Below are 22155 nucleotides of genomic sequence, written 5' to 3' on the forward strand. Positions count from 1 at the left end.
ATGACGAGACTTCTAACTCTGCTGACTCTGATTTTGGGCAGTTCCGTTGAGGCCGCCGACACCACTTCTCGCCCGAACATCCTGTTCGTCATCTTTGATGACTGGGGTGGAAGTCGGCATTCCAGCATCGCAGGATGCAACTGGATCAAAACTCCGCACTTCGACCGTGTCGCCCGGGAAGGGGTTCTCTTTTCAAATGCGTTCACATCCAATCCGAAATGCAGCCCTTGCCGAGCCAGCATTCTGACGGGACGGAATACCTGGCAACTTCGCGAAGCCGTTTCGCACAATGGGCGTTTTCCTTCAGGCTTCGAGACTTATCCCGATCTGCTCGAACAGGCGGGCTATGCGATCGGGTTTACAGGGAAAGGTTGGGGCCCAGGCGATTTCCAGACGAGTGGCCGTACTCGCAATCCGGTCGGCCCATCGTTCGACAAGGCCACCCTGGTTGCCCCCACGACGGGAATTCATAACAAAGACTACGCGACGAACCTCGCGAACTTTTTGAAGCAGAGGCCGCAAGACAAACCCTTTTCGTTCTGGATCGGCTTTCACGAACCGCACCGCAACTACGAATGGAATTCCGGTGTGAAATCGGGAAAAACGCTGGAGTCCGTGGTCGTTCCCGAATACCTGCCGGATACCGAAATCGTTCGTCGCGACCTGCTCGACTATGCTTTGGAAGTCGAGTGGGGCGATGCCCAATTGGGTAAGTCGCTTAGTGTCTTGGAAGCCGCGGGGGAACTCGAAAATACCGTGATTGTCGTCACGTCCGACCATGGCATGCCATTCCCCTACGTGAAAGGCCAGATTCATGACGATGCATTCCACCTTCCGCTTGCCATCCGCTGGGGAGCCGGGATTCCCGCAGGTCGTGTCGTCGAAGACTTTGTGAATGTCCGAGACTTTGCACCAACCTTCCTGGAGTTGGCGGGGCTCGCGCCACACAAGCAAATGACTGGACGAAGCTTGGCGAAGATCCTCCGCTCCAAAGAGTCAGGTTGGGTCGAAAACCGAGATGTCATGCTGATCGGCAAGGAACGTCACGACATCGGCCGAGTTCACGATCAAGGGTATCCCGTCCGTGCAATCCGCACGAAGGACTATCTGTACGTACATAATTTTCACCCCGAACGATGGCCAGCCGGAGACCCCGAAACCGATTTCGGAAATGTCGACGGCAGTCCGACGAAAGAAGCCATCAAAGCATTGGGCGGGTATTACTTTGACCTGTCGCTCGGGAAGCGTTTGCCAGATGAGCTGTATCGACTCTCCGACGATCCCGACTGCGTGCATAATCTCGCCAACGAGTTGGCCTTCCACGAGACCCTGCAAGCATTGCGAAATCAGATGGTGCAATTGCTTCAGAGCGAAGAAGATCCGCGCGTGCTGGGAACATTCCAGGACTTCGACCGATATCAATATGTCGGCGCTCGCGGCAAGGGGTACGAAACGTGGCTTCGTCGACAGGAAGAGACCGTACTGAAGTCATTGCAGGACAAACTCGACAACCGGTCTTCAGCGGATCGCCCCCCGCAACCGGCCGCTGCAAAGTGACTTGAGAAACAGGAGTGATGAAAATGAGATGAGTTTGACCGCTCCAGTCCCTCAATCGTCTCCAATTCTCGTTGCAAGGAGACGTGACGCGTCGGCAATGCGCTGAAACACACCGCTTTGATCATCCACTTTCGCGCGTGCCCCTGTCACTGGCGCCCGATAGCATCGACTGGACGCTCCTGCCATAATCCTGCAGTCGGTGGACCCTGTTCGGTTGAATCTCGATTCAACACCAGGATGAATCTGGCGGCCTCGACGTCAATCACTGTTGATTTCGACGCATGGCCGGATTTCAAGCAGTGGGACTCAATGATGACGGATTCGGAACAGTCGAATCATATTCGAGGGGAAATTGCGAAACGCGTTGCGGTGGTCGGCGCGGGGATTTCTGGGTTGAGCTGTGCCAGAATTCTGCATGAGCATGGATTCAACGTGACCATCTTCGAAAAGAGCAGGGGATCGGGCGGACGCACAGCGACCCGCCGCGCCGACCCCGACCTCGAGTTCGACCACGGCGCCCAATATTTCACGGTAACTGACCCGCTTTTCGAACCGCTTGTCCAATCTTGGATCGAACGAGGAATCGCTGCCGAGTGGCACGGCCGGATCGTCGAAATTGATGGCTCGATCGTGAAAGTGAAGCCGCCGCTTCCCAAGCGATATGTCGGCGTGCCAGGCATGACCGCCATGGCGCGTCAGCTCGCGCACGATGTGCCCATTCAGCTCCAGTCCCGCATCGTACAAGTGATCCGAGACGATCGCATTTGGCGAATCATCGATGAAGGGGGAAGAGCGTATGGCCCATTCGACGATCTGGTCGTCTCGCTCCCCTCCACGCAGGCAGCCGATCTGCTCGGCGAGCACCCGCTCGCCATGGAAATTCGCGCGATTCCCATGAATCCCTGCTGGGCCGTGATGGTGGCTTTCGAGCGGCCCGTCAACGTCAACTGGGATGGTGCCTTCGTTCACCAATCACCGCTCGCCTGGGTCGCACGAAATAGTTCGAAGCCGGGCCGAAAGCCTTCGCCCGAAACCTGGGTTCTGCATGCAAATCCCGAATGGTCGGTCACGCACCTGAAATCGCATCAAGAGGATGCCGCCCGGCTCTTGCTTGATGAGTTTGTCTCGTTGACCATGACCGCTTCGACTCCGATTCATCTCGAAGCACATCGTTGGATGTTCAGTTCAACCCCGCTGTCACTAGATCGTTTGGTCTTGTTCGACGAGAATATAGGCTTGGTCGCCTGTGGCGATTGGTTGGCAGGTGGTCGGGTCGAAGGAGCGTTCCGTTCGGGGAATGCGGCTGCAGCGCGTCTGCTTCAGCATACGGCAACCTGTCATTGATGCGAACGCCGCGTTCAGAATTGGGATGTTGGATACAAATTGCAGGCGGAATTGACGGGAACTTCGAAAAGCGAAGGCTTCGATTTCTCGTTCATCAGCATTGACTTTCCGAGTGTCAGAGACCTCAATGCTTTTGGCTGTTAATATTCGCGACGAACGACGGTTCCAACTCATGGGATTTGAGATGTCCCAGTTGAATGAGCCTTGATTCCTTCGCGACTTTCGATTGCGTGTACTGGCGCTCACAATTCCGGCGGACGGTCATCCCGACGGACAGTACAAGACCTCAAAGCTTGACCCGATTTATGACCAGAGGAGTATGCGAAGTTATGACAGTTTCAGTCCAAGGCGTCGCCCCTGATTTTAACGCCAAAGCCGTGATGCCTGATGGATCGTTCAAAGATTTGAAGCTTTCCGACTACCGCGGAAAGTACGTCGTCCTGTTTTTCTACCCACTCGATTTCACGTTCGTCTGCCCGACCGAAATCGTCGCGTTTTCCACCAAGATCGAAGAATTCCAACGACGCAATTGTGAAGTGATTGGCGCGTCCGTGGACAGTGAATTCTCGCACTTGGCGTGGCGAAAACTGGCTCCTAAAGACGGTGGGATTGGCGACATTCGCTACCCAATCGTGGCCGACTTGACCAAGTCAATTTCGCAAGATTACGGCGTCTTGCTGCCTGGCGGGATCGCCCTTCGCGGATTGTTCCTGATCGACCGCGAAGGCATCGTTCGCTATCAAGTCGTGAACGACCTGCCGCTGGGCCGTAGCGTCGATGAAACGTTGCGAATGGTCGACGCTCTGAAGTTCTACGAAGAGCACGGCGAACTGTGCCCAGCGAACTGGAAACCCGGTGCGGCCTCGATCGATCCCGCAGGCGACAAGCCTCAAGCCTTCTTCGCCAAAGAATACTCGGATACGAAATCCAAGCACTAATTCTGCAGATCGATCATCGCCATTCAAGTTCGCGATGATCGCCAGATCATGCCGACGTGGGGACGAATCCCGAAGGTTCGCCCCACGTGCAGGCTCACTTCCGCCCCATCACCTCGCCGGTAGATCTGCTGTCGAGACAACGTGCCGAAGCATTTCCTGCGGTACAAGCGGGCCGTGACGATCGGGCTTAAGGGCCTCAGATGGACGATACATCGCTACGCGTCTTGGTCCTGGCTCAACTGGCGTCCACCCTCTATCTGGTGGGCATAATCTGGTTTGTCCAAATCGTGTATGCCCCAGCCCTCGCCGATTTCGGCAACTCGGACATTTCGACAGACCAACGACGTTCGACGCGGCGAATCAGATGGGTCGTTGCCCCGCCGATGTTCATCGAAGGCACCTCGGCAGTCTTGCTCTTGTGGTATCATCCCGAGGGAATGGCATCCTGGTCGCTTTGGGCCGGAGCCATCCTGCTGGCCGTGATCTGGTGGTCAACCGCCCTGATCCAGGCTCCCTACCACACAATCCTGTTGCGGGGATTCGACCCCAGAACTCATCAGCGACTTGTCGCGACGAACTGGATTCGCACCTGCTGCTGGAGCGTGCGAGGCGTCATCGTCATCGGGATCGCGTGGAACTCACTGGTACTTTGCGAAGGACAGACGAACATGGCCAAACTTAAAGTCGGTGACGCGGCGCCCGCATTTTCCGCAACAACATCCGAGGGACAGCGCGTGAGTCTGTCCGATTATCTGGGACAGCGCGGTCTCGTCCTGTTCTTCTATCCCAAGGATGGAACATCCGTCTGTACGAAAGAAGCCTGTGCCTTTCGTGATTCGTATGCCAAGTTCCGCGATGCCGGTGTTGAGGTCATCGGCGTCAGCAGTGATTCGGATGAAAGCCATCGCACATTCGCCACACAGAACAAGCTGTCGTTTCCCTTAATCAGCGATGCCGATGGCGCGCTTCAAAAAGCGTTTGGCGTCACGAAGACCTTGGGATTCGTGCCTGGACGCGTCACTTACGTCATCGACAAGCACGGCATCGTACGCCTTATCTACTCGGCGCTGTTGGCGTCTGACGAGCATGTCCGTCAAGCACTCGCGGCCATGGGTCAGGAATCGCCTCAATAGGATCAAGGGTTCTTGAAGACAAAGCCGTACAGGTCCGCGTCCTGCAACTCGAACTGCAAGCGAATCGGTCGTTCGGACCACTTTGAGACATCGCTCCCATCAGTCCATGAGACTGTCGCCGCGGGACGATCCCCCATCAGAACGCGACAATCCTCGATTCCATGTCCTGGGATCGGCGTCCCGTCAGCATCCAGTAGTCCCACGCGAACCATGCCGCCAGCACGGGTAACCGCATTCACGATCAACAGCCCGCCGCGGAACTGAATCAGCGGTGTCTGTACAATGCCCCGACCGGCATCCGCCGTGACAGACACCAGTCGATCGCGCTGGGCGATTGCACGGCTGAAGATGCGACGATTCGCAGGGATCGCCAATTGCTCAAGATTGGCCTCTTCGTGCTTCAGTGGCGATCCGCTGTAGTAGAACCACAATTCGTCCCCCACTTCGACACATCCATTCGCCGCATACAATGACCCACTGTCGAACTCGCCGCGTTTTCCCAGTGGAATCAACGGTGTTTCTCGATCCGGCCAGGTCCAGTGTTCGGTATCGCGACTCACCGCAAGCTGAATATCCAGCGTATCAGGCTTGTGTTGATACAGGCTGGGCAGCATCAGATACAACCGCGATCCCCCGGGATAGGCAATACAGGCCGGGTTATACAAGTCGCTGTCTGACGGATGGTTCTCGTCGGTTTGCAGGACCAGAGACAGGGCCGAGAACTGCCCCCATTGACCGCTGATCGAACGCCCCAGGGCTCGACCTCGTCCACCCACACGACCGAACAGAAGGTACTTCTGCTGGGCGGGATCCCAAAATCCCGAGTACTGACTGTCGGCAAACACCGGACAAATGGGCTCTGGCTGACGAGTCCACTTCAGCCCGTCCGGTGAAGTCATCCCGGCAACGTAGTACGGACGGTTACCAATCCCCTGAAACAATCCCTGCGACACGCACTTATAGCGTCGTTCCGGTGGTGCAGTCGGATCAAGGAACACGCCGTTTCCATGGACGCGAGATCGCGATTTTCCCTCACCGATCATTCGAAACAGAATGTTGTTGTCGGTACGCCCCTGGTAGGAGAACATGCCGAGTTTCGGCTTGGTCCAATGAATGCCATCATCGGACTCTGCATAACAGAACGAAGTGTCATCGTCCGTGGGCCAGCCCGACACGTCATAGCACTCGTACCACATCCGAAATTTGTCACCCTCTTTCAGCACGCTGAACCAGCCGAGAGTCGCGTTCTCCCAAGGATGCTCCGAAACAACCAGGTGCTCTCCCGTCTTGCGGGGGGCATGCAGCGTCAATCGGACTCCCTCCGAGTTGGCCAGAAATTGCGGATCGACAAACAGGACTTTTTCGGCCCCAATGTTCAGGGGCTTGACGCGCGACGCTCCCTCCGCTGCAACCGTAACGCTTACGATCCAAAAGGGGACGACGAGCGAGATCCGCGTGAAGAACGACATCCACTGCACTCCCATTGGTGAACCTCATGGCGACGGCGCAAAAAGCGCGGCCCAGCCACGTCCGCCGAAAGAGACCTCGATGTCGGCGAGCACTCGCCAAAAAGGACATCGGCCTCAACACGCATTGTGTGCCTTCGACCAGCCAGTTGCCACTGATTGGAGTAATGGACAACGACGTGTTTCAAGGTTCAATCAGCGTTCATTGAGCGACGCCAACAGTTGGTTCGCCCCGCACCCACTACGTCCCTGATGAAATCTAGCCAGAAGTCAATTTGAATGCCAAGCCGCTGGACCACAAGACAGCGTGCCGCAGCCGTCATCAGGATTTGCCCTTGCGACTTTGCGCCGTAGCGCCTTTGCGTTCCCTTCTTCCCGTAACCTTTCACCGTCCCCCTGGCTTCGGGCTGTGGACGGTGACCTTCTTTCCAAACAAGAGATCGCACAAGGCATCAACAAAAAGGGCCAATACTATTCCGCCGTAGAAGTCTCGCTCGACGCGTCGGATCTAGAAATCGATCTTCGCCCGCATGCCCACGACGATCGCTGTATTGATCGATTGAGCCCCGGGTGGCAGTGTCTGTTCGCGAGCCGGAACCAGGATCTGCAAATCGGGTGTCAACCGGAACCACGGCGTCACAGCGTAGTTGTAATAGAGTTCCACGGCACGATCGTCGCGGATCGGAAGCAGTACCGGTGCCAGATCTTTCACAGGACCTGAATATCCCACATACGAGTAACCGATGCCAAACGTATCCAGCGGGCGTGAAACGATCGGGCTGCTGCCACCAAGTCCAATGTTGGCTGACCATCGAATCGGGCTGGGACCATTGTCGGCCAGGCCAATGTTTGTGAAAAGCCCCCAGGATCGTTTTGGATTGCATGGGTCGACGTACAGCGCTTGATCGGCCGAATAAAAGACACACCATGATCCGCTCGTTGTACCCGTTGTAATGACGGGCCCCACGTTCGGATCGAAATAGGCAGTGGGTGTCAGATCGCTATAGGTACCTGTGCTGTAGGTTCCCGTGATCCCTTGATGTCCGGGACGTCCCATCAGCGTCACGGGAACCTGCAACTGGCTGAGCATCGTCACGCCGTTCTGAAGAAAATCCTCAAACCCCGTTGTCGTCGGTGAATTCTTCGTATCGAGCACCATGAACGAAAACACTGGCTGCATCTCATGCAAGACGGCAAACCCAGCACCGAGGGATGAATACGGAACAGTGCGTGCGGCGACGAGAGGAAATGCGAGCCCCATATTCATAAACGCGTCGACGCCTCGGCCACCCGCGTAGGTCTGCGTCAATCCGTCGAGGGTATTGATCTTGCCGCCGAAGACGACAAACTCCTCGGACAGTGCCTGAGTGATTTTGACCCCGGTTAGTGCTGTGGACGAACCACTCGTCGTCGGAAACAACATCCCCACGTTGGCGGGCATGATCGCCCCTGTCGACGCGTTTATGGTCTCGCCGTATCGCGTTTCGCCGTGCATGGTGATGAAGAGGCCCTTCCAGAGCCCGGCCTTCTCACCGTCAATATTCACGAGATAGTCATTGCGTCCCGAGTAGGCAAAGTTTCGTTGAATGCCGCCGCTCGCGACGCCCTGATAGAACTGCGTCGTGCTGACATTGAACGTGAACCCATCTGACGCCGCTTCGTCTCGCCATCCTCCCACGTCACCCAACAGAAACGGACGCTCCCAGAGCGACCCGGCATACGGCGAAGGGGCAGGGGCAGGTTGCGGCGCGAAGATCGGTGCGGGCAACTCCGCTCCATCCGCCGAGACCACTGCGGATGTTCCGTTTCCGGTCAACGGAGGAACGGGGGCGGAATCCTGAGCCAGCAGCGATGACGCAGCGAACAGGGAACTGAGAATCGCGGCTGCACTGCCAAACGTCTTCGACACGTCCAATGTAAATGACGTCAAACAAGGCATGAGCGCGTCCTTGAACCGAATGAGTCCATGGGTGATCGGAAAAGATTTGATTGAAGTATCGACGGCGCTCAATCGAACTCAGCAATTCAACCGTGTGAGGCCACGCGCTCCCCTCACGATATCAATCTGAAATTCGGATTGTGCCGAATGTTTAAGAAACACCCGCGCAAGCAAGAGTGCCGTGACGTCAAGAAAGTCGGTCACCCAAACACAAATGCGCAGCTCTTTCGCCTCGTGTCCGGCAACTTCCGCCGATGTCGGCCGATGTCACTGACCAGGCTGTCACCATCCAGTGCGTCAACGTGTATCGATTCACCGTGTAAACGATTCACGCTTTCGTGCGAAGACGATCTCATACGCCACGGCTACATGAGAAGTTGAAGCAACTTTGTCAGGAGTTCGCTGAGAGGTACCATCGTCAGCAGGAGCGGGAGCAATGGAATCGAGATCTCGATCGCCAACTTCAAAATCACCGCTTTGTCCACCGGAACCACGCGCATCTCATTAACGACCTGGTAACTGTTCCCCAAATCTGCGAGCGACTGAATGTCGGCGGCCCCGAGTAGTTCCTGCCCCTCAGGGGCGGCCCCCGTCAGCCATCTCTTCCGAAACGCACTGACGTAACGGCTCGCCAATTCGCCGTAAACATGGCTTGCCTCAAATTTGACTTCAATCATTTGGTTGGTAAAGAACATCAGCGGGAACAGAACTACCATCAACATGGCCAGAACGAACCCCAAGATTTCCAGCTGAAAATCGGGTAACTTCGCACCGAGATGCCAAATCTGGTTACCGATCATGGCCGAAAAAAAGACGCTCTGCGCCATCAGCGCGGGACCAAATGCGGTCGCGCTTTCGTCCAGAAATCCCAACCCTCCTGCGCGATCCGGGTGCAATGGATCGAGGTTCAATCGAACACGTGAAACTCGCCACAGAAACAGGTACCACAGGAAAAGTCGATAGTACCAGCGAAGGATGATAAACCGTGCCAACGGCAGACTGATCCACGCAAGCCAGTGGCCGGCCAGCGTCAACGTCAATTTCCCATCCATCGGCGTGGCATACCAACTGGTCCCCGGCAACGTTCCATAGAATTGCCATGCGGCGGTGCCGCCCGTATAGGCGATGACGACCAGGATCAGTTCGGCAACCGCGGAATTCCGCAATCGCATCGTCCAGGCAATGAGCGACTCAAAGCCTGGACGATCCGCAGGGCCGATCAATTCTCGTTTGGTGAATTGCTCGATCAGGTCCCGAATTCGCTTGTGAACAACAAGTTCGGCACCAAGCAACATCGGAACGGCAAGCAAGAACCGTGCGTTGGCAAGGTCCGTCAGAAACGGTACATCGACACCACCCGAGAAAGTCCCCGCCAAAGTCGTCAACAAGGCGAGAGGCAGCCATGTGACAGCCACGCAGGCCGCAATCCGACGATGAAGCCACCCCAGGGGCGACCGGACAAGGCCCATCGACAGCAGGCACTGATAGAACGGCCCTCCGCGTACGAGCGAGAACTCCGCCTCTGAACCCACTGCCTGCACGTTGTCCATCGATTCGTCCTTACGGGCGTTCTAGCAGTCTCACCCCGAAACAGATGCACATCAGACGTCTTCCACGAAGACTTCAATTTCTCCTGCGCGGACCGCCTTGATCAGAACGGCATGATCGCGTTCCGTCTGGTCGGCGTAGGCCACGGCGAATTCCGCAATGGCTTTGTCGAACTTATCCCCCTTCCCCAAGTAGCCGCTGATCTTGATCGGCTCGCCCGAACGTGCGTGGGCATGCGCCAGAACCCAACCACACAGTTCGCCATACTGCCGCATCGCACTTGCTGTAAAGACTTCGACGATGGGCTTGATCTTCATGTCCTTCAGTTGCCGAAAGTAGAACTGACGACCGAGACGGCCTTCGGTCCATCCCAGAAACAAATCGCTGGCCGATTGCATCAATTGATGTCCAACCACGATCCGTTCGCCATGGTTGGCGTAGGCACTTCGCCCGGCGTACGGCTCAAGCACCGACGGGCGGGCTTGTTTGAGCTGCAGAAACAACGGATCGTCATCGCTGGCCATCATCAGTAGGACCCCACAGATCGTTCCAACGCTGCCGACACCCACCACTTTGGCGGCCAGATCCATCAACTTGAAGCGATCCAGCAATACACGTCGATGCTCTGGCAGCGTCTCGCGATACGCTGCGAATGAGTTCTGAACAGTTTCAGCAAACTCGTCCCGTCCAAGTTCACGTTGATGATAAATCAATGGGGGATTGTCCTTGATTTGCGGTGTCATCCCCGCAGTCGTCACAAGTTCCGGAAAATCGTGCTCCAGCACACTTCGCTCACGTGCTTTGGTCAGGCGTGCCTGAACTCGTTTTTGCGCCTCCTTATCCTGAATCTTTGGAATCAACTTTTCGACGTCGATGCTGGCATACCAGATATCCATCGTCCGCATCTCGCTGTATTCGGCCATCCGTTCGCGATACGAACGAACACATGAGAGGACAGCGTCTCTTGCATCGTCTTCGCGATGCCCGTTGTCGCGACTGGCGAGTACGAAGCTGGCAGCCAACCGTTTGACATCCCATTCCCACGGGGCGGGCAATGTCTCGTCGAGATCATTGATATCGAAGATCACGCGCCGTTCGGGCGTGGCAAAGGCACCGAAGTTGCAAAGGTGACAATCGCCACACGCCTGCACCCGCATCCCGCTTGTTGGCGTTGTCGAGAGGTCTGCGGCCATGCTCATGGCAGCGCCTCGAAAAAACGTAAAAGGCGACTGCAGCATCCGGCCATATCGAATCGGAATCAGGTGTGGAACCCGCCCCTCGCTCGATTCTGTCAGCAATTTGAGTGGATCGGGACGCTGGTCCGATGGCTGCCACACCGCGTGAGATTCCCGGGGACAACTGTCGCGTCGAGCTTTCCCCATCTGGCGGAATTCGTCGTGCGTGAAAAATGTCCCCAGCGACGAACTGGTCTCGAACAACGATTCTGTCTCCGATCCTGCGGATTTCTTTTCTTTCCCCATGTTCAGCGCCTTTTCAAAGTTGATTTCACACGGTTGTTTCTCTTCCTCTTCCTACGCCGAGAGGACTCGCGCAACGCGGTCCTTTTTCCATGATTTCGATGCCAGTCGGTTAGTCCTTATTTGCGACGAATGCCATGCGTTCAATATGCCCCATGGGATCAATGCAGAGAAATGTCAGTTTCCACGTCGCGACGCCAAGAATCGGATCCGACAAATGACCACATTGCGTTTCTGAACGCGACCTTTGAATGGGAAAGGGATTCGAACATCGCAGTGCGACAAACAAAGAGACGGAGCGATGCCCGGTTCCGAACAATGGAGCAATGACACGAGAATGTCGAAGCAAAGACGTGATGTATGCTGTGGATGACACACCCGTGAGCCTACAGAGCGCCAAACTGTTCCACAACAAGATCCCGTGACCGAAACAACGTCGGCAGTCAGTTTCACTCGTCCGAGATCGTCCGATGATTGACGCGGCACAAATGTCGTTCTCGCACGCCACAACGGAATGACGACGTCCCATCGCGGCAGCTGCAGAGTTCCCTGACGTTGACCCAGGCTCAAACACAACGCGATGACCTCCGACTCGACGGCCATCAGACACTGGCGTCGACGGCGGCTCAGATCTACAACCACCGGAGGGCACATTGTGGGCCAAGCGAATCCGAATTGACGTACCAGGGAAACCGGTGATGAACGCGCGCTATCCAGAATTCCATGTGGCAGGATCGCCACGCGAAATGGGACAACAATTTGGCGAAGCCGCTCGTGAGTTGATTCGCGAGTTCGTGTCGACGGCACTCGAACGAGTCCGCCTGACAATGCGTGTTTCGCAACGTCAGGTGGACGACACGGTCTCAGAGTCGTGGGAGTTCGCCAAGAATTACAGCCCCGATTCGTGCGAAGAATTGCAAGGAATGGCACTCGCAGCGGGCCTGGATGTTCGCGAACTGATGATGCTGCAGATTCGAAATCAATTGCAAAACGAACCCGAAGCCGGGTGCAGTTCGATATCGCTGAACGCAATCGGTGGCCAAGGCCCTTTATTGGCCCAGAACTGGGATAACGATCCCGGTCTCGATCCATTTACCGTCGTGCTCACACGCCGACCAACCGGAAAGCCGGCGCTGATCAATATCACCCAGGCGGGACTGATTGCCTACATCGGTTTCAACGAGTCCGGCATCGGAGTCTGCTTGAACACTTTGCCCGCTCCCAGCAGGCCCATCGGTGTGCCACACTATTTCACCGTCCGCGGAATCTATGAATCGAAGTCACTGGACGGAGCAATCCACGCCGTCCAGAGGGCCCATCGCGCCATCCCGGCGAACATCATGCTGGCAACGCCCCAAGGTGCGGCCGATCTGGAAGTCACCATGGACGACGTGTACCTGCTAACTGCCGATTCCCAGGGACGCGTCACGCACACCAATCACTGCAGACACCCGGCGCTCGCGGAAATCAGTGCGCAATTTCCCGAACTGATTCAATCACGCCCGCGACTCGATCGGATTGATCGATTGCTGTCGGAAACCCCGAATACCGTGCCGCGGCTGCAGAAAATTCTCAGGAACCATGACGACTTGCCCCGATCACTGTGCCGACATGCAAACGACGACCCAGGGTTTGGACATTGGCAAACAGTCTTCTCAGTCATCATTGAACCGACCGCACGCCGGATGCACGTCGCGCGCGGTACCCCGTGTGACAAACCGTATGAAGTCTATGAATTGAACACCTGAGAAGTTCGACGATTCGACTAGCGGTCGCCCTCTGGTCGAACGGATTGCAAGACGTCCAGCGAGTCTGTGGACGAGGCTTGAGGACCAGCCCGCACAAGGCCCCTGTGCCCCGAGGTCCCGGCAGCCGTCAGACGCGTTTCCGTTTCGCGAAAAACGAGCGAACAGTCTGGCCGAAACTGCGGTCCGCGTGATGTCGATCAACTTGTTTGTTGAACTCATCAATACCAGACAGCTCGCTCAATCGAATTTCGGAATGATTCAATGAGATCGGTTGCCCGACATGTTCGGCGACGACCTTTTCCAGTTCTTCCGGCTGCAGTTGCGCGCGGGTCAGTGACACACGTCGCAGGACGACGCTCTTATTCACGGAATGGGTATCTGTCCGCGATGCGGCCGACGACACCAATGGACCGGCGGTTGACACGCGATCGTTGGACGTGGTGTCGAACGGTGAAAGCTCCTCATAGGGGACGGGCACCGTAGCGCCTTGCGGCTGCGGAACGATCGGCCGGGGAGCTCGAGCACTGGGGGCATAACCCGGATCAATCGACTCGGGCGGCAAGTAGATGGCCCCGGTCGAGAAGTCCACGACAAACGCAATCACCCCCGGCACGAAGAAAAGCAGCAAGCCCAAGCCGTCCATCGCCGCGACTTTCCAGTCGATATGGTGCGTGTGTGGACGTCCGACACGCTCGGAATACAACAACGTTCCGCAGCCGGAAAGACTGCCGACAGCGGCACCCGCAGCGGCATGCTTCAGCACGTCAGAAAGAAATTGTCGACGCTGCATTGTCCCAACCTGTGACATGAAAATGGAATGAACAACAGGCCCGGAATCTGTACAAAACGCACCGACGAATGTCGACACACCGCTTTACTCGGCGATTCGATCGTTTGAAAGGCACACACAATTTCAATCATCACCTGTGTTGAGCGACAGCAGGTGACCACACCAAAAGAGGTGAACCGCGGACACTATGATCGCCCCGAAAACACGTCAAGGGCATTTGCGTTCCGCCGAGAAGTGAAAGCCGTCTTCGAACACGGCCGGTGAACGAACGTCATGCCCATCTCGCTGCGACCGCGGCATCGTGAAACAGTTTCTATTCACAGGGGTGATGAAACAGACAGTGTGGGCAACTTAGGGAAAGACTCTGTCGACATCCCGTTCAGAGAGACGAGATTTCTCGCACGACGCGGAAGCCGACATCGACTTCCGACTCATACAGCTCCATGTAATCACGACGGCCGGAGCGTGCGTCCAGAACACAGGAATAAAAGCTGCCACCGCGACAAAGCTGTCTTCCCCCCCCGCGATGTAAGGGGTCTGTGACAACCGAGTCCGACGGCACCCAGTGATTGTAATTTTCCGACCAGTCGTCAGCGCAAATTTCCCAAACGTTTCCGAGCATGTCGAATAAGCCATGCTGATTCGGCCAATAACTGCCAACGGTCGCCGCGAACGCATGTCCGTCATTCCATTTGGACGCGGAGAAAAACTCGCCCATGGCATCAACGATCGAAGCGTCTGCAATGTTGAAGCAGCGCGATTGATTCTGTTCGGTGACAACGAACGGGCACTGGGAACGCGGATCGGCCCCGCAGGCAAATTCCCATTCGGCTTCCGTTGGCAATCGATATGTTGCCTGTTCGACGTCAGACAGCCATTGGCAATACGCCACTGCGTCCTGAAATGTGACTTGCACGACGGGATGTTGGTCGGTTTGAGGATATCCCGGCGATCGCCAGGTCAGCTCTTTCTTTCGAACAAATCCGTTTCTCAATTTCTCGACGATTTGGCCCCCAATGCCATTCGCTTCCACATTCGTCACATAACCTGTCGCTTCCACGAACTTTCGAAACTGCCCGACGGTGACCTCTTTCGAGGCAAGGTAGAAGGGACGAGAGATACGGACCCGATGCGGCGGACCTTCCATCAACCGGTAACAATGATGCGCCAGAAACTTTGTGGTCTCGTGATCACTGCTGCTGCTTCCCATTTCGAAATCCGCGGCGGGAATCAACTTCAGCTCGTGCTGCTGCGAATCAAGGATCGGGCTGGGATCACGATCGAGGCGGTCACGTTGCGTGGCATCCCACAACCGGATCACACCATCGGAACCGAACGAGGCCAGCGTTTTTCCGTTGGGCGAAAGACTGACGCTTCGAACGAACTCGTCATGCCCAACCCATGTCATGCAGGTCTGACGCGATTTCGTATCATGCAGTTGAACCGAACCACTGCGACCGACGATCGCCACATAACGATCGTCGGTCAACGGGCATGCCGCATCCATTTTGTGAGGCAGCGTTGCGGTGTACTCGATGACTCCATCTTTGGTATTGATCAACGACACAACGCCGAAGAAATCGACGAGCAGTTCGTGTGCTCCCTTCTGAAGGGAGACGGCACTGACGGCCTGCGCACCCGGCAATGTCGTGATCTCGGGTGCGCCCGACAAATCTGGCACCCAGGTCAGACTGACCGCCTGGCCAGTCCCCCCAGTGTCCATCTGCGAGCCGAGCACGCGGGGGCCGGTGGGCGACAATTGAAGATGACAACCTCGCGTTCCATCCACTTGCCATCGAGCCAACATCTGCTTTTCATCGAGCGACCATTTGACCAGCTCGAAACCCACCTGCTTCGCATTCGCAGGGGATTCGTACATGACATAGACACAGGTTTCATCGGGCGAAAGACAACCCTGCAGGGGTTGACCTTGGTGCTGAGGCATCACACTTGAGATTTCATTCGTACCCAAGTCCCAGACCGAAACAGACGAGGAGGGATGCCCCAGCAGCACGACACGACGCCCCTCTGCGGTGAACAACGCCTGATTCAGCGGCCCGCCAATACTGGTTCTGGAATTGATCCGTCCGGTACTCATATCCCACGTGTGAAGGTTTCCGTCTGAATCGATCGACATCAGGCCCCCTGCAGGATTCCACTGATGCCCCACGATCTCATCCGTGTGCCCCGTCAGCATCAGACTTCCAGGCGTCGGATTCGGCTTCGACACACGATTGATCCCGAGCAAACGCAGGACACGTTCGGCCCCCACGTTCTGATCGTGGTAGTTTTTGGCCGGCAGCAATCGCATCGCAATTCGCAGTGGGAACATGGCCGATGACGCAGGTACGAAATAGACGACATATGTTTTCTTTGGTTCAATGCGCCCACCAAGAAGTTGATGTGCCAAGATCGTGGATTGAACCGGAACATCAAGTCCTTCCAGACGTTCACCGTCGAGAAGTTCTCCTTCCTGAATCGGTGGCAGCGAGCCATCTGCAGGGATGATTCCGAAATTGCGGGGTTTGTAGATCGAGGCAAAACACCAGAACAAATCACCCGGTCCGTCCAGCGACGAAGTAAATCGAAAGGCGCTCAGGTCGTACTCGGGCAACAGACACGGATTCCATTTCACCTCATCTCCCAATGGGCTCAACGCGAGCTCAGGAAGATCCGCCGCGACGCTTTGCAACTGCGCGCAGAAAAGCTCGGACTGGCCATTCTTGATCAATTCCGATTTCGCAGATTCAAGTTGTGTTCGGATGTGACTCGGCGACGCGAGGGCAGAGACGGGCCTCATCGAGTTTTGACCCGGAGACGCCCCGCTCCCCGCGGATGGCCCCATCGCTGACGGACGCGCTGCAACCGAATTCACATACGGGTCGATCTGGTCTCGAAGAATGGTTGAAGGCGGAGACGTGAACACAAAACGTAAGGACAATGCCACGATCGCCAGGCACGCAATCATGATGGCCCCGATGACGCTCTCGATGTCCCACTGTGCAGCGGCATTCGCTCGGCCCGGCTTGCTGGAAGACACCCGACCGGATCTGTCGGGCGTCAACGCGTCAGGGTGAGCGGGATTCGATGCGACGGCGCCACACACATTACAAGTGAGACGCGGGCCGTCATGGCCGCTTTCCACTCGAATCAGTGCACCACATTCCTGACAGATCGCATCAGTCGACATGAAAAAACCTTCTTCTCGTTTTGCTCGGAACAGGATTTATGTGATCATCCAAATGGGTGTGTCAACAATCAGGTGCAATCGTTCACAGGCCGGGGGTTGGCTCATACTCCCGCAGTAAAGCAAAGGATGCTCTTCGTCGATGCACTGTGGATTCCAATTGAACCGGGAAAGAGTGCCTGTTCACCTCTCTTCAGGCTCATCGGAAACCTCGCTTGAACCATGTTTTGTAGAGAACTAACATCTTTTAGGGCACCTAAGAAACGCCGCGTGTGCGTAAACTCAACTCTTTAATTTCCGTAAGCCCACCAATTCGTACAACAAATTGAGTGTGGCCGCGATTTTCTGAAAAATTTCCATCACGCAGGTGAGGAGCCCCTCGGCATGGCTTTTCCAGACACTCGATTCACCCTGATTCAGAGAGTCGTTGTCACGGGAGATGCGGCTTCATGGGAACGCTTCGTCGCAACCTACTGGCGCGCCACCTGTCGATTTGCCATGCAACTTGGCAATCTTCAAATGACCGACGCGGAAGACGTCGCATCGAAAGTGTTTGAAACCCTGCATCGCAAATCACTGTTACAAAGCTGGCTCTCAGCTCCCAACGCGCGATTCAAAACGTTGTTATGCACCGTGATTCGCAACGTGGTCTGGAATTCGGTACGAAGCCGCGACACTACCGCCAAGCGATCCATTCAGCCATTCGAACAGGATGTCGATCCAAGTGCGGTCGTTCCTCAAAAAGAACTGAATCTTTTCTATGATGTCTGGGCCGAGGAACTCCTGACTGCAGCCGTGAACTCGCTGATGGCGGACTATCATCGTGAAGGGAAAGGAGACTACTTTCGCGTACTGCATGCCCGCATCTGCGAAGATCTGCCAGTCAAAGACATCGCGGCGGATCTAGGACTGAAGACGACCGACGTCGACAACTACTTTCGCCATGCGCGGCAACGGCTGACCGAACGGCTTGAACTTCTCGTTCGCAAAGATGCCGCATCGTATACCGAACTTGCGGACCTTGATGACGAATTCACGCATGAATGGCACCGGCTGGCAGACATCTTGAAGCAACAAGGGGGCCTTGAAGCCGCCGTCCGCAAGGCCATGAAATAGCGTCGATCAAGTTTGACGAGTTCTCGACCACGTCAGCGACGGATTTGCGAACGACTGCCCCCAAACGACATCGTTCTGAATCAACAATGATCGTCGCAAACCATTGCGATACCAGAAACAAATTTGACGAGAACACCACAAATGAAAATTTCTTTCTACGGATTGGCTGGTGAGGTGACATCAATGAAGCAGGGCCCGCCTCGAGTGTTGGCGCGTCCCATGGTCCCTGCCAAGGTCCATCAGAAAAGTGTTTGATGAATCGTTCGCGACCGCTGGAGAGGAAACATGGATGCGGGGATCGGGCTGGATTCTCGACAGTCGCTGTCTGACATCTTGTCAGGTGGCACATCGGTTTCATCACAGGGCGCGTTGCGGTTCCTTCAGGCTCTGACCCGCCAGGTCGTCGAGCTGCACGCAAAGGGTGACCTGCATCTCGGAATCTCCACGGCCTCGATCATGGTCAGTGTCAAAGGAATCGAACTTGGCCCGCGGAGTGACAGCGTCTCGACGGGAAATTTGCACGACCTTCTCCATTGGCCCATCGAGCAATTGCATCGATTGCCACGGACGCTGCCCACCGAGCATTCATCGGCCCGCGCAGCACTGAAAGTGGCAGGGATTTCAGCCGATCCCCGATCGTTCGACCTGCTCGCGCTGGGAAATGTCTTCTGCCAAATGCTCACAGCCCAGACTGCGATGGCCTACCTCAGGAGCCTCAAAGTCAAGTCGCTCGTTCCTTCCGAACTCCGCCCCTTGCTGGAGCAACTGCTCGAGGCAGACGGACGATCCCAATTCGACTCGGCATCGTCGCTGCTCGCGTCCTTGGACCGCCTGTGCGAAACACGGCACGACGCCTCGACCGCGAGCCGCGATCAACCGGGCACACAATTCGGTGTGATGGGAGACACGCCACGGACAGGAACGTTCTTACATGGACCAAGCGAAGCCGTTGGCGATGTCTCCGTTCGCCCCACTGCAAGACTCAATCCCGCACACCGCGATGACGATTTGCCCTTTCGGCAACTTGGACATTTTGAAGTCCACGCACGACTTGGGCATGGCGGAATGGGAGACGTCTATCGAGGCTATGATCGATCGCTGGATCGCACGGTCGCAATCAAGGTTCTTCCGCCCGAACTGGCCCGGCAACGCGATTTCGTTCGACGTTTCCAAGCCGAAGCAACAGCGGCCGCGCGCCTGATCCATCCCAACATCATCCAAATCTACTTTATCGGCGAAGACCTGGGACACCACTACTTTGCCATGCAGTACGTCGATGGCATGTCGTTGGCCACCTGGCTGAATGACAAGAAGAAGCTTTACGTGAAGACGTCCGTGACACTGGTCGAACAGATTTTGCTCGCGCTCGAGCGAGCCCACTCGCTGGGGTTTGTCCACCGCGACATCAAACCCAGCAATATCTTGATCGATGGGACGGGGCAACGCGCGCTGCTGGCGGACTTCGGTCTTGTAAAACTGATCGATGGTTCGCACAACGACATCACCGCCACAGGAGTCGTCCTGGGAACCGTCGACTATCTTTCACCGGAAGCCGGACGCGGGCACGACATCGACAGTCGATCGGATCTCTATTCATTGGGCGTACTGATGTATCGCATCCTGAGCGGACAACTTCCGTTCCAGGCGTCAAATGCCACCGCGTTGATCTTTAAGCATGTCTACGAGACGCCTCGCTCACTCTCTGACATCGCACCGCATGTCCCAGAAGAACTGACGACGATCGTCACCAGACTCTTACAGAAAAATCCTGCGGAACGATATCAGTCCGCACGAGAAGTGCTGACTGACCTACAGGCATTTCGCGAGCAACGCCCATTGCCCTTCGCCTTCGCCACTCGAATGCGATCCCTGCTGAACGACGATGAACTGTCCGATCTCGACATCCTGTTAGCGGACAACGTCACCAAGATCTCTTCTCTGTTTCCTCTCGTCGAGACGATGAATCCCGCTGCGGGACCGCCCTGGCAGCATTGGTGGCAACAACTGCGAGGCAAATTCCAATCGACGTCACCACAAGCCGTCTCAGAACTGCTGAGTTGGCAAGCACAACTTCGCAGCGCAATGGCCGCTTATGAGACTCGTCGGGACGCTCTTGAAAATCTCGTCACCGACGCAACGACGGCACGGAATGAACTGGCAGCCGTCGTGGACAAAACGCAGGGAATGCCTGAAGAGCCAGCGATCCGTTCCCAACTCGCAGCGCAGGATGAACGAGTCGCCAACATCCAAGCAGCGATTGCGAAGATTCAAGCCCACTATCGGAGACTGGTCAAACTACAACATCCCTTCGACGTCCGGCTCAATGCCGCTAACGCACGATCCAAACCCGGTGGCTGGCTTGGTCGACATCGGTCACCCATTAGCGTCGCAGCACTGGTCGTCGTGGGCATTTCGGCGCTGCTCATCGTGAATCTGTTCAAAGCTCGCCCGCTTCCGAAGACAAGCGGGAATCCATCTCAGTTTCCCGCGATCTACGATACGGTCACACAGAGGCGACTCATCACCGACGAACCGACAACTCCACCTCAGCCACCGCCGCCTTCCGTACCTGAACTCGATCCACCGCTTGAAAGAGGCGATCAGGCCACCATCGCGCAGCAAATCGGTAAGCCGGTCGACTACACAAACAGCATCGGCATGAAACTCAAGCTCATCCCCCCCGGTGAATTCATCATGGGCAGTCAGCCCAGCGACTACTACCGACAACCGGATGAACAACCGTCGCGTCGAGTCCGACTGACCAAAGAGTTTTGGCTGGGCACGTATGAGGTGACAAAACAACAGTTCACGTCGATCATGGGCGAAAATCCCGCCCCAGCGGAACAGAGCGATTTTGCCGCCGACAACATTGCCTGGTTTGATGCCAATAATTTTTGCGAAGCCCTGTCGGCTCGACCCGAAGAAGTGTCTGCGGGAATGAGCTATCGCCTGCCCACAGAGGCCGAGTGGGAATATGCCTGCCGAGCCGGAACAAGTACGATCGTGTTCTGGGACGGTGATTTGCCTGACATCAGTCAGTACGTATGGAACGGACAAATGACAAGAGGAGGATCAAAGCGCCCCAACAAATGGGGCCTGTTCGACATGCAAGGAAACGTCACCGAGTGGTGTTCCGACTGGTATTCCATTGATACTTATGCTGCCGGAAAGACTCTCGATCCGATCGGCCCGCTGCAGGGCACATCCAAAGTCCATCGCGGCTCGACCAGGGACAGCCCACCACGGAACAGCCGATCCGCGGCACGCTCGAAGTACTCGCCGAATGATCGCGATCCAACCTTCGGCTTTCGCGTTGTCGGCACCATGAAAGCCGCCACACGATGACGTCACGTTGTCGATCCGTCTTGCCATGATTCATTGACGACAGGAACCCGCTGATCATGTTCTCGCCAGCAATTCTGCAAGCCGCGGCCGAACTGATTCGCCTGGCGGTCGCCCGGAATATTCGCATCGCTTTTGCCGAATCATGCACAGGCGGCCTGATCACCGCGGCGATGACTGAAGTCCCCGGTGCATCGCGGGTGGTCGATCGCGGCTTCATCGTCTATTCCTTCGAATCGAAGGAACAGGAATTGGGCATCGCCAAAAGTCTATTTGAGCAATTCGGTGCGGTCAGCGAACCGGTCGCAATCGCCATGGCGATTGGTGCGTTGCGGCGGGCCGGGGGGCATGCGCAACTCAGTATTGCCGCCACAGGTGTCGCCGGTCCCGACAGCAGCCCCACGAAACCGGTGGGGCTTGTTCACATCGCCGTCTCACAGTCAGGTGATGACGTTCCTGTCGCCCACGAAAAGCACGAATTCGGACCATTGAGTCGAGACGAAGTTCGAAGCAAGACCATTTTGGCCGCACTTAGCCTGGCCGCGCGATGTCTCCACGCGTGAACGTTC

Annotated in this window: 14 protein-coding genes; 8 read left to right on the top strand and 6 right to left on the bottom strand. The window is 56.2% G+C overall.

From position 1 onward, the window contains the following. The 4 genes from OSO_RS0114640 to OSO_RS51980 all read left to right on the top strand — a co-directional run bounded on the left by OSO_RS0114640 (nt 1) and on the right by OSO_RS51980 (nt 4972). Nucleotides 1-1557, top strand: coding sequence for a sulfatase family protein (locus tag OSO_RS0114640; RefSeq protein ID WP_010584017.1), 1557 nt, complete (start codon nt 1-3; stop codon nt 1555-1557). Nucleotides 1558-1866: 309 nt separating this feature from the next. Further along, complete coding sequence (locus tag OSO_RS0114645; protein WP_162130545.1) at nt 1867-2901, top strand: NAD(P)/FAD-dependent oxidoreductase; 1035 nt, start codon at nt 1867-1869, stop codon at nt 2899-2901. A gap of 329 nt (nt 2902-3230) precedes the next feature. Continuing rightward, nucleotides 3231-3839, top strand: a complete 609-nt coding sequence (locus OSO_RS0114660; RefSeq protein ID WP_010584019.1) for a peroxiredoxin — start codon at nt 3231-3233, stop codon at nt 3837-3839. A gap of 200 nt (nt 3840-4039) precedes the next feature. Then, a complete protein-coding gene (locus OSO_RS51980; protein WP_010584020.1) occupies nt 4040-4972 on the top strand; it encodes a peroxiredoxin in 933 nt (310 codons plus the stop codon). 2 nt (nt 4973-4974) lie between these two features. Here OSO_RS51980 and OSO_RS0114670 read toward each other — a convergent pair whose 3' ends face one another. The 4 genes from OSO_RS0114670 to OSO_RS0114690 all read right to left on the bottom strand — a co-directional run bounded on the left by OSO_RS0114670 (nt 4975) and on the right by OSO_RS0114690 (nt 11406). Next, the gene (locus OSO_RS0114670) at nt 4975-6441 is read right to left on the bottom strand and encodes a glycoside hydrolase family protein (protein ID WP_157605192.1); all 1467 of its coding nucleotides are present in this window, start codon (nt 6439-6441) and stop codon (nt 4975-4977) included. Between the two features lie 505 nt (nt 6442-6946). Next, nucleotides 6947-8377, bottom strand: a complete 1431-nt coding sequence (locus tag OSO_RS0114680) for a carbohydrate porin (RefSeq protein WP_083842908.1) — start codon at nt 8375-8377, stop codon at nt 6947-6949. A gap of 365 nt (nt 8378-8742) precedes the next feature. Further along, nucleotides 8743-9927 (bottom strand): hypothetical protein, encoded by a 1185-nt coding sequence (locus tag OSO_RS0114685; RefSeq protein WP_010584023.1) that lies wholly within the window; start codon nt 9925-9927, stop codon nt 8743-8745. A 51-nt stretch (nt 9928-9978) separates the two neighbouring features. Beyond that, on the bottom strand, nt 9979-11406 hold the full coding sequence (locus OSO_RS0114690; protein ID WP_010584024.1) for a DUF2252 domain-containing protein: 1428 nt from the start codon (nt 11404-11406) through the stop codon (nt 9979-9981). A 695-nt stretch (nt 11407-12101) separates the two neighbouring features. Here OSO_RS0114690 and OSO_RS0114710 point away from each other — a divergent pair. After that, nucleotides 12102-13151 carry a C45 family autoproteolytic acyltransferase/hydrolase gene (locus OSO_RS0114710; RefSeq protein WP_010584026.1) on the top strand — a complete coding sequence of 350 codons (1050 nt, stop codon included), beginning with the start codon at nt 12102-12104 and terminating at the stop codon, nt 13149-13151. A gap of 127 nt (nt 13152-13278) precedes the next feature. On the opposite strand, the gene OSO_RS47995 is transcribed toward OSO_RS0114710, so the two are convergent. Both OSO_RS47995 and OSO_RS48000 read right to left on the bottom strand, forming a co-directional pair. Continuing rightward, complete coding sequence (locus OSO_RS47995) at nt 13279-13941, bottom strand: hypothetical protein (RefSeq protein WP_050986112.1); 663 nt, start codon at nt 13939-13941, stop codon at nt 13279-13281. 379 nt (nt 13942-14320) lie between these two features. Continuing rightward, a complete protein-coding gene (locus OSO_RS48000; protein WP_010584028.1) occupies nt 14321-17131 on the bottom strand; it encodes an SUMF1/EgtB/PvdO family nonheme iron enzyme in 2811 nt (936 codons plus the stop codon). Nucleotides 17132-17512: 381 nt separating this feature from the next. Between OSO_RS48000 and OSO_RS0114725 the strand changes: the two genes are divergently transcribed. From OSO_RS0114725 to OSO_RS43565, 3 genes are all read left to right on the top strand, one after another. Further along, nucleotides 17513-18244 carry an RNA polymerase sigma factor gene (locus OSO_RS0114725; protein ID WP_010584029.1) on the top strand — a complete coding sequence of 244 codons (732 nt, stop codon included), beginning with the start codon at nt 17513-17515 and terminating at the stop codon, nt 18242-18244. A gap of 285 nt (nt 18245-18529) precedes the next feature. After that, nucleotides 18530-21589: a protein kinase domain-containing protein gene (locus OSO_RS48005; protein ID WP_010584030.1), complete on the top strand. Its 3060-nt coding sequence runs from the start codon at nt 18530-18532 to the stop codon at nt 21587-21589. A 56-nt stretch (nt 21590-21645) separates the two neighbouring features. Then, complete coding sequence (locus OSO_RS43565; protein WP_010584031.1) at nt 21646-22149, top strand: CinA family protein; 504 nt, start codon at nt 21646-21648, stop codon at nt 22147-22149. Nucleotides 22150-22155: the final 6 nt, after the last annotated feature.

Source organism: Schlesneria paludicola DSM 18645, from assembly GCF_000255655.1.
In the GTDB taxonomy this organism is placed as follows: domain Bacteria; phylum Planctomycetota; class Planctomycetia; order Planctomycetales; family Planctomycetaceae; genus Schlesneria; species Schlesneria paludicola.

What these genes read in the sequence shown, in the direction of transcription:
- OSO_RS0114640 (WP_010584017.1), top strand. Translation starts at nt 1, where the DNA reads ATGACGAGACTTCTAACTCTGCTGACTCTGATTTTGGGCAGTTCCGTT.
- OSO_RS0114645 (WP_162130545.1), top strand. Translation starts at nt 1,867, where the DNA reads ATGATGACGGATTCGGAACAGTCGAATCATATTCGAGGGGAAATTGCG.
- OSO_RS0114660 (WP_010584019.1), top strand. Translation starts at nt 3,231, where the DNA reads ATGACAGTTTCAGTCCAAGGCGTCGCCCCTGATTTTAACGCCAAAGCC.
- OSO_RS51980 (WP_010584020.1), top strand. Translation starts at nt 4,040, where the DNA reads ATGGACGATACATCGCTACGCGTCTTGGTCCTGGCTCAACTGGCGTCC.
- OSO_RS0114670 (WP_157605192.1), bottom strand. Translation starts at nt 6,441, where the DNA reads ATGTCGTTCTTCACGCGGATCTCGCTCGTCGTCCCCTTTTGGATCGTA.
- OSO_RS0114680 (WP_083842908.1), bottom strand. Translation starts at nt 8,377, where the DNA reads ATGCCTTGTTTGACGTCATTTACATTGGACGTGTCGAAGACGTTTGGC.
- OSO_RS0114685 (WP_010584023.1), bottom strand. Translation starts at nt 9,927, where the DNA reads ATGGACAACGTGCAGGCAGTGGGTTCAGAGGCGGAGTTCTCGCTCGTA.
- OSO_RS0114690 (WP_010584024.1), bottom strand. Translation starts at nt 11,406, where the DNA reads ATGGGGAAAGAAAAGAAATCCGCAGGATCGGAGACAGAATCGTTGTTC.
- OSO_RS0114710 (WP_010584026.1), top strand. Translation starts at nt 12,102, where the DNA reads ATGAACGCGCGCTATCCAGAATTCCATGTGGCAGGATCGCCACGCGAA.
- OSO_RS47995 (WP_050986112.1), bottom strand. Translation starts at nt 13,941, where the DNA reads ATGCAGCGTCGACAATTTCTTTCTGACGTGCTGAAGCATGCCGCTGCG.
- OSO_RS48000 (WP_010584028.1), bottom strand. Translation starts at nt 17,131, where the DNA reads ATGTCGACTGATGCGATCTGTCAGGAATGTGGTGCACTGATTCGAGTG.
- OSO_RS0114725 (WP_010584029.1), top strand. Translation starts at nt 17,513, where the DNA reads ATGGCTTTTCCAGACACTCGATTCACCCTGATTCAGAGAGTCGTTGTC.
- OSO_RS48005 (WP_010584030.1), top strand. Translation starts at nt 18,530, where the DNA reads ATGGATGCGGGGATCGGGCTGGATTCTCGACAGTCGCTGTCTGACATC.
- OSO_RS43565 (WP_010584031.1), top strand. Translation starts at nt 21,646, where the DNA reads ATGTTCTCGCCAGCAATTCTGCAAGCCGCGGCCGAACTGATTCGCCTG.